The sequence below is a fragment of the Escherichia sp. 94.0001 genome (genome assembly GCF_013369155.2).
Classification (GTDB): Bacteria; Pseudomonadota; Gammaproteobacteria; order Enterobacterales; family Enterobacteriaceae; genus Escherichia; species Escherichia coli_F.
Genome location: NZ_JABWMS020000116.1, coordinates 1 through 5,485, shown reverse-complemented (window position 1 = coordinate 5,485; position 5,485 = coordinate 1). Strand labels below are relative to the sequence as shown.

Below are 5,485 nucleotides of genomic sequence, written 5' to 3'. Positions count from 1 at the left end.
GATAGTTGGTTGACGTTTCCGAGATTTCCCGAAAATTATTGGTTGACGACCCCTTCTTTTCCCGAAAGTTTCCAGCCTGAAGCATGGCGGCGCTGTCTGGCGGGGCAGCATATAGCGGCACGTATATTTCCGGTTCCTTATCAGCACCGGGTTGCTCTTCCAGTGAGAATGTCTTTCCGGTAAATCGATTCATATAAAGCACGGGCTCTGCTTCCAGCGAAGCCTGAGCAACAAGGGCCAGTGCTAAATCCAACTCAATTGCCTCGAGAGAATTTTTGAATGCTGTCTGTTTTACTGCAAATTTCATCGCCTTTACATTTTCACTAACATGACTGATTAACTGCTCTTTTGTAAAAGTGGTCATCTCATTCTCCTTTGATGCGAATGCCAGCGACAATTGAAGCCTGATAGCTAATTCACTCACAATACCGCCTCCTGAAAATTGCCCTGATAGAACGCCAGTACACGCAGCATAACTTCACTCTTCCGGCACTCGCCACAGATTATGTTCTGTTGTCTGTCGTAGCGGCGTATTTCTCCGTCTGGTAACTTTCGAATCAATGTCTGGTCGGTTGCTTTCTCCGCTGCCTTACGCCATACGCGATACACCTGTTCTGATGTAAAAACACCATATTTACCGGGCATGTATAAATCGCCACAAGCCAGTACATCCACAAGGCAACGTCTGACTGAATGCCAGCCTGCTCCCGTCGCTCTCTCCAGTTGTGATATCGTCATGCGTTCATTTTTGCGTACCAGCCCGATAATTCGGGCCTTCAGTTCTTCACGCTGTTCGTGTGTAAAAGGTTTCGCCATAAGCGCCTCCGGCTATCACTTTTCCGATACAACACGGCGGGAAGAATCAGTAATCTGTCGAACAATATCCCGGTGCTTGTTCAGCTCCCGCAGCGCGGCGCAGACTCGCTCCCACTTCTGGACATGACTTTTCGCCCGACGCAGTTCGCGGTTTGCCATATGAAGCGATGGTAAAACCAGGTCATCCGCTCGCGTTTCAGTAAACGATGGCAACGACTGCACAATGTCCGCCACAGTTTCTGTTTTAATTTCTTCCTGTGTTGCGGCTTCCCGGACTGGTAACGCAGCACCTGCTGGCTGAGGAAAGGCCTTACCATCATTTTTCGTTACCGGCGCGGCTTTCGGATCTGCTGGTAAATTACCCCCCGACATGCAGTAACGAAATTTACCGTTCTGATTAACGCGTGCCAGCCGCCCCGTTGCGGTTACCACCGCCAGCGTGGAAGCAACCTTGCGAGTACTGACGCCGAACTTACCCGCCAGTTCCTCACACGTTTTAGCACCATCCTGACCGATAAACTCAACCATCATGTCTGCGGTAACTTTTGGAGCGACCTCTTCGGTTACCACATCCGGCGCTTCAGGTTGTAGTGCCTGCCCTTCCGTTACCCCGGCTTCACCTTCGACAGCCAGAAACCAGGTGTGACCCGTTTTATCAACAACGCCATTTTTTTTGAGTTCCCACAGTTCGTTAAGAACTTCTTCACGGCTGATATCAAGCCGCGCCGCCAGTTCAACAGAATTGGCTTTTCCCATCGCTTTCAGTGCATGCAATACAGTTTCCATCGAAAATTTACCTCGTCAAAAATTCTCACATACCCTGACGTCCAACGTTTGACCGCCAGCTCTCCCAGTTAAAATTCACCCAACGACCACCATTCATGGTCATACGGTCCATCACCCGATCTCCGAGGAGTGTGCTCATCGCTGCGTGATTCAGGTTCGTCAGCATTCCGACACTACGCATCGAAGCCGTTCTGCGGTCGACTATCTGGTTCAGCGTGACCTGCTCGTTGCGCGTATCCCGCTGCATGCCAATTTCATCAAGGACCAGAAGGTCAACTCCACAAAGCTCCTGTAAAAATTTTTCCCCGGACTGGCCGTTGTCGTAGCCGTCATGCAACACGCTCATGACATCGGACACGGTGACGATAATCACGCTTCTCCCCTTCGCCATCAGCCGATTGCCAATCGCTGCTGCCAGGTGATTTTTACCGGTACCAGGTTTACCGCTGAACACGAAGTTTGTACATCCGGTCATCAATTCATCGGCAATGGATTTCGCCTGGCTCAGAGCATGGCGCTGACCGTCGTTCTGCACCCGGTAGTTCCCGAATGAGCACTTCCTGTGAAGCGGCTGGATGCCCGCACGGTTCAGGATTTTTTCAACCCGCACCTGATGATTCAGGCGGTTAATCTCCTCGCTGCGTTTTCGTCCTTCAGCAAGTTGCCATTCCCGCCACTCCTCCACCGTCCGGTACGGTGGAACCGCCCCCTGTGGTGCAAGTCTGCGAATACGTTCAAGAACCCCAACTGCCGCAATGTTTTTCATGACACGTCACCCCCTGAATCCCGGCGGTATTTCAGTGTCCGGTTCAGAAATGTGATTCACGCAACGCTGCGCGGGCGAACGCCCCAGGCGGATAACCAGTTCATCCCATTTTTCCCGGAGTTTTGCCGGACTCATGATGTTTTTTACCCAGAACGAATCCCGCTGGAGACGCCCAAACATTTCACAAATTTGTCTGTGAGTTCTGCCATCCAGCATCCGCATTGTCCGCACGTCATTGGCCCATGCAGTCCAGTTGGGTTCTTTCGGTCTCGTGATCTCGCCATCATCGCTGGCCGCCTGCTCGTAAAGACTCACGATTCGTCCCCAGATCCACTGTGCGCACACCAAATCTTCCTGACTTCCCCACTGGCGTTTTTTCGCACTGAACACAACCGCGTCAGGGTGTCGGGTTAAAAAATTCTGTTCAGCCGTCTGCGGGTCCGGTTGCGAAGCGTCCGGACAAGAAGATCTTTTATCTGACGGATCAGGTTTTAATACTGACGGATCGGGGTCAATCATCGCCCCCCTAATCGGCAGTTTGTTATCAACAGTTGATCCATCAAAATTTGACGGGTCAACCGTTGAGGGGGCAATATTTGACGGGTCAACTGTTAACGGGTCATTTTTTGCCGGGCTAATTTTTCTTTTCGGTTTATATGACTCACGCGCCGCCGCAGCAGCTGCTTCGAGTTTTTCCACATTAAGCCGATAGATATTGCTTACATTACGCCCACCGACCTTACGCTCTTCCTTCGTCAGCCAGCCCTCTTTCGCCAGTTCTGCAATAGCCGATTTCACTGTGGATTCACTTCTTGCACCGATCTGACGCCGGATAGTTTCAATGGCAGGCCATGACACGCCCTCGTCATTGCTGTAGTCTGCAAGACGGGCCATAACCGCCACCCTGGATAAGATCATGCCGGTGAAGGCGCACCCTTCCCAGACAAGACCATGAAGCTTGCTGCTCATAAAACCCCCGAACACCGTGCTTTTAGTGCATCACCACAGCATTCCCTGCCGGGCCGCCGCGATTCATCTGGTCATACAAAACAACCGCTGACGCAACAAAATCATCGACATCCTTCACCAGCCGATCCCTCCGTTCGACGATCTCACGGTAATATTCAGAACTGTGGCTGCGCATACGGGCCACCAGCAAAGGCGGCATCGCCTTTTCGATCGCCGGTAACAGAGCCTGCATTTTTTCAACAGCATCAGGGGTGTCTTTATCCAGCCAACGGAAAATTTTCTGGGTATTACGGGCCAGGGCTTCCGGATGGCTGTCGTCATACAGTTCCGGGAACGTCATTCCCAGCTCGAAATACGCTTTGGTAATTTTCGCAGCCGGTACTTTTTCGCCGTCCGGATGCGCCCAGACATTCATCGCCATGCGGATGTGTTCATGCTTGATTTTCATGAATCAACTCCATCAGATAAGCATGCACTACAATCACCTTCAGCATGAACTACATGTGTTTGCCCCAAACGAATGCCGCTCGCATACTCAGGCCAAATAAGCTCCCAATCATGGGGTCGTAGCTCCGCCCTACTTACTTGGCCTTCCGTCGCAGATTCGATCATAAGGGCGCGGGTTGGAGATATAGCTGTTCGTCCAGACGCCATTTGCGATAAGTAAGATGGCGATACACCAAGTCTGGCCGCGAATTTCTTAGCATCACCAACCCTTAATGATTTAATAAACTCTTTTAATGTCATACCTTCCTCGGTTTAGTGTTTTTTTGCGAGTTTAGTGTTTAATAAACCATTAAGTCAAGTATTTGCTTGTTTAGTGATTACTAAAGATAATTACCACATGCAAAAAAAAGAAATTCGCCGTTTACGTCTCAAGGAGTGGTTTAAAGATAAAACTCTGCCACCCAAAGAGAAGAGCTACCTATCTCAACTAATGAGTGGGAGAGCCTCGTTTGGAGAAAAGGCTGCCAGAAGAATAGAGCAAACATACGGGATGCCGGAAGGGTATCTGGATGCGGAATACGCAGAACAACCGGGGGTTTCTCCACCACATGCAGGGTTAACGTCTAATCAACTGGAATTATTGCAGATTTTTTCAGCCTTCCCTGAGGATGAGCAACGCCAGATAATCAGCGAGTTAAAGCAGAAAAAAGAATCAATGGAAGATCTCATAGCGAGATGGATTGCGGCGCAAAAATGCCGCCGCGCCTGAGTTATAAAACCGGAGGAAACATGAATAGAGCCCTTTCACCAATGGTTTCTGAATTTGAAACCATTGAACAAGAAAACAGTTACAACGAATGGCTGCGTGCGAAAGTAGCAACGAGCCTTGCAGATCCGCGCCCAGCAATTCCCCATGACGAAGTCGAGCGCAGAATGGCAGAACGCTTTGCTAAGATGCGCAAGGAACGGAGCAAGCAGTAAAATGTTACCCGTGTTATGGCTTGAAAGCGCAGATACCGACCTAGATGATATAACTAGTTATATTGCTCGTTTCGACATAGATGCGGCTGAACGCTTATGGCAGCGATTAAGGGGTTGTGTGCTGCCGTTATCCGAACATCCGTATTTATACCCACCAAGCGACAGAGTACCTGGCTTGCGTGAGATTGTAGCCCACCCTAACTATATAATTCTATACCGCGTAACAACATCAAGCGTTGAAGTAGTAAACGTGATCCACGCAAGACGCCAGTTTCCCTAACTTTCACTACCAATAGAAACATAACAACCGCAACGACTTTATCAAAAGCGTTGTGTTTGTTATGTCCCGCGGTTTAGTTTTTACTTGACTTAAGTTTAATGTTTATTAAACTAAAAATACCAACCCACCCCGCCCCACAGAACGCAGGGAAATACTTCGAGTTACCCGGCAGTGGTCAGGGGTTAAGTAGCCAGCCCGAGGCGTATGAACATGACGGCAGGGTTCAACTTTAATAACTATGCAGCAGGTTTTTGTTCCGCTACCCCGGCGTTAAGGGGAAACAGAGGGTTTCTCAGTGGGCGAAGTCAAACATCAGAATGGAAGGCATCCCGGGATCGGCAAAGAAGCAGCAATGGCGCTTTATATTGACATCAGCGCCATTGCAGGACAGGTAAGAGTTATCAGAGCGGTAACTAAGCGGTATGCGCCTTTACTTCAGA

The 5,485-nt window shown here is 49.8% G+C and carries 9 protein-coding genes and 2 pseudogenes; 4 read left to right on the top strand and 7 right to left on the bottom strand.

Annotated elements, in window-relative coordinates:
* The 7 genes and pseudogenes from HEN33_RS24000 to HEN33_RS23970 all read right to left on the bottom strand — a co-directional run.
* A pseudogene (locus HEN33_RS24000) lies at positions 1 to 364 on the bottom strand (DUF551 domain-containing protein); the annotation flags it as partial.
* A 56-nt stretch (positions 365 to 420) separates the two neighbouring features.
* Positions 421 to 816: a DUF977 family protein gene (locus HEN33_RS23995; protein ID WP_001118159.1), complete on the bottom strand. Its 396-nt coding sequence runs from the start codon at positions 814 to 816 to the stop codon at positions 421 to 423.
* 15 nt (positions 817 to 831) lie between these two features.
* Positions 832 to 1,602, bottom strand: a complete 771-nt coding sequence (locus HEN33_RS23990) for a DUF1627 domain-containing protein (RefSeq protein ID WP_176262887.1) — start codon at positions 1,600 to 1,602, stop codon at positions 832 to 834.
* A gap of 25 nt (positions 1,603 to 1,627) precedes the next feature.
* Positions 1,628 to 2,368 (bottom strand): ATP-binding protein, encoded by a 741-nt coding sequence (locus HEN33_RS23985; RefSeq protein ID WP_000788938.1) that lies wholly within the window; start codon positions 2,366 to 2,368, stop codon positions 1,628 to 1,630.
* 6 nt (positions 2,369 to 2,374) lie between these two features.
* A complete protein-coding gene (locus HEN33_RS23980; RefSeq protein ID WP_000095669.1) occupies positions 2,375 to 3,337 on the bottom strand; it encodes a helix-turn-helix domain-containing protein in 963 nt (320 codons plus the stop codon).
* A 22-nt stretch (positions 3,338 to 3,359) separates the two neighbouring features.
* Entirely contained in the window at positions 3,360 to 3,785 is a 426-nt protein-coding gene (locus HEN33_RS23975) for a toxin YdaT family protein (RefSeq protein ID WP_000693943.1), read from the bottom strand.
* Complete coding sequence (locus HEN33_RS23970) at positions 3,782 to 4,084, bottom strand: transcriptional regulator (protein ID WP_000172738.1); 303 nt, start codon at positions 4,082 to 4,084, stop codon at positions 3,782 to 3,784. The genes HEN33_RS23975 and HEN33_RS23970 overlap by 4 nt, the downstream gene beginning before the upstream one ends.
* Positions 4,085 to 4,181: 97 nt before the next feature.
* Here HEN33_RS23970 and HEN33_RS23965 point away from each other — a divergent pair, with 97 nt between their 5' ends.
* From HEN33_RS23965 to HEN33_RS26560, 4 genes and pseudogenes are all read left to right on the top strand, one after another.
* Positions 4,182 to 4,553, top strand: a complete 372-nt coding sequence (locus tag HEN33_RS23965; RefSeq protein WP_001169687.1) for a hypothetical protein — start codon at positions 4,182 to 4,184, stop codon at positions 4,551 to 4,553.
* A gap of 20 nt (positions 4,554 to 4,573) precedes the next feature.
* Positions 4,574 to 4,765 (top strand): type II toxin-antitoxin system RelB family antitoxin, encoded by a 192-nt coding sequence (relB, locus tag HEN33_RS23960; RefSeq protein ID WP_001302048.1) that lies wholly within the window; start codon positions 4,574 to 4,576, stop codon positions 4,763 to 4,765.
* 1 nt (position 4,766) lies between these two features.
* On the top strand, positions 4,767 to 5,045 hold the full coding sequence (locus HEN33_RS23955) for a type II toxin-antitoxin system RelE/ParE family toxin (protein WP_001303511.1): 279 nt from the start codon (positions 4,767 to 4,769) through the stop codon (positions 5,043 to 5,045).
* A gap of 334 nt (positions 5,046 to 5,379) precedes the next feature.
* Positions 5,380 to 5,485 (top strand): annotated as a pseudogene (locus tag HEN33_RS26560) (hypothetical protein); the annotation flags it as partial.